Source organism: Frankia sp. CoWAU3 (assembly GCF_977971855.1).
The window spans coordinates 1-571 of sequence record NZ_CDWWXB010000196.1 but is presented as its reverse complement, the minus strand read 5'-3'; the positions used below and the strand labels follow the sequence as shown (position 1 = coordinate 571).

General features: G+C 70.1%; 1 pseudogene. It reads left to right on the top strand.

Annotated features, from left to right (window positions below):
• Positions 1 to 181 (top strand): annotated as a pseudogene (locus tag AC08ON_RS14985) (RNA-binding S4 domain-containing protein); the annotation flags it as partial.
• Positions 182 to 571 lie beyond the last annotated feature (390 nt).

Genomic DNA, 571 nt, shown 5'->3' with positions numbered 1-571 from the left:
GCACAGGCGGGTCGGCGCGCCCGTTGCCGCGGAGTCCTTCGTCGACCGCAGCCCGCCGGTCGCGCGCGAGGTGCCGCCGGTGCTGGCCGTACGCGATCGGGGCGCCGGGCGGCCGACGAAGCGCGACCGGCGGGCGCTGGAACGCCTGCGCGACCAGCCCCGCCGGCCGGATGCGCGGTAGCGGCGCCGCTACTGGGTGCCCAGTAGCGGCGCCCCGGTCAGGCGACGCCTCGGTCGAGGGAGTCCGCAACCGCCCACACACCATGACCATCCTCAGGAACCTTGCCCTGGAATTACTAACCCTGGTACTACCCACCATGGGATTACTTCGCATCAACGGTGTGAAGTAAACGAAGGAAGCGACCGGGTACGTTGCCGGTGACCGGGACCTGGCTCTGCCGCTACGTGCCGCGTAGCGTTATCCGCGCCCGTGGAATGCGATCGTGAGGTTGATCTGCCTGGACGACACGACCGCGGGTCGTGCCCCGCCGCACCGACCGGCTCGAACTAGAGTCAGGCCCATGGGGCGAGTGTCATCCCAGGGCTGCGCGAAGGTCGCGTGGTGTGACGG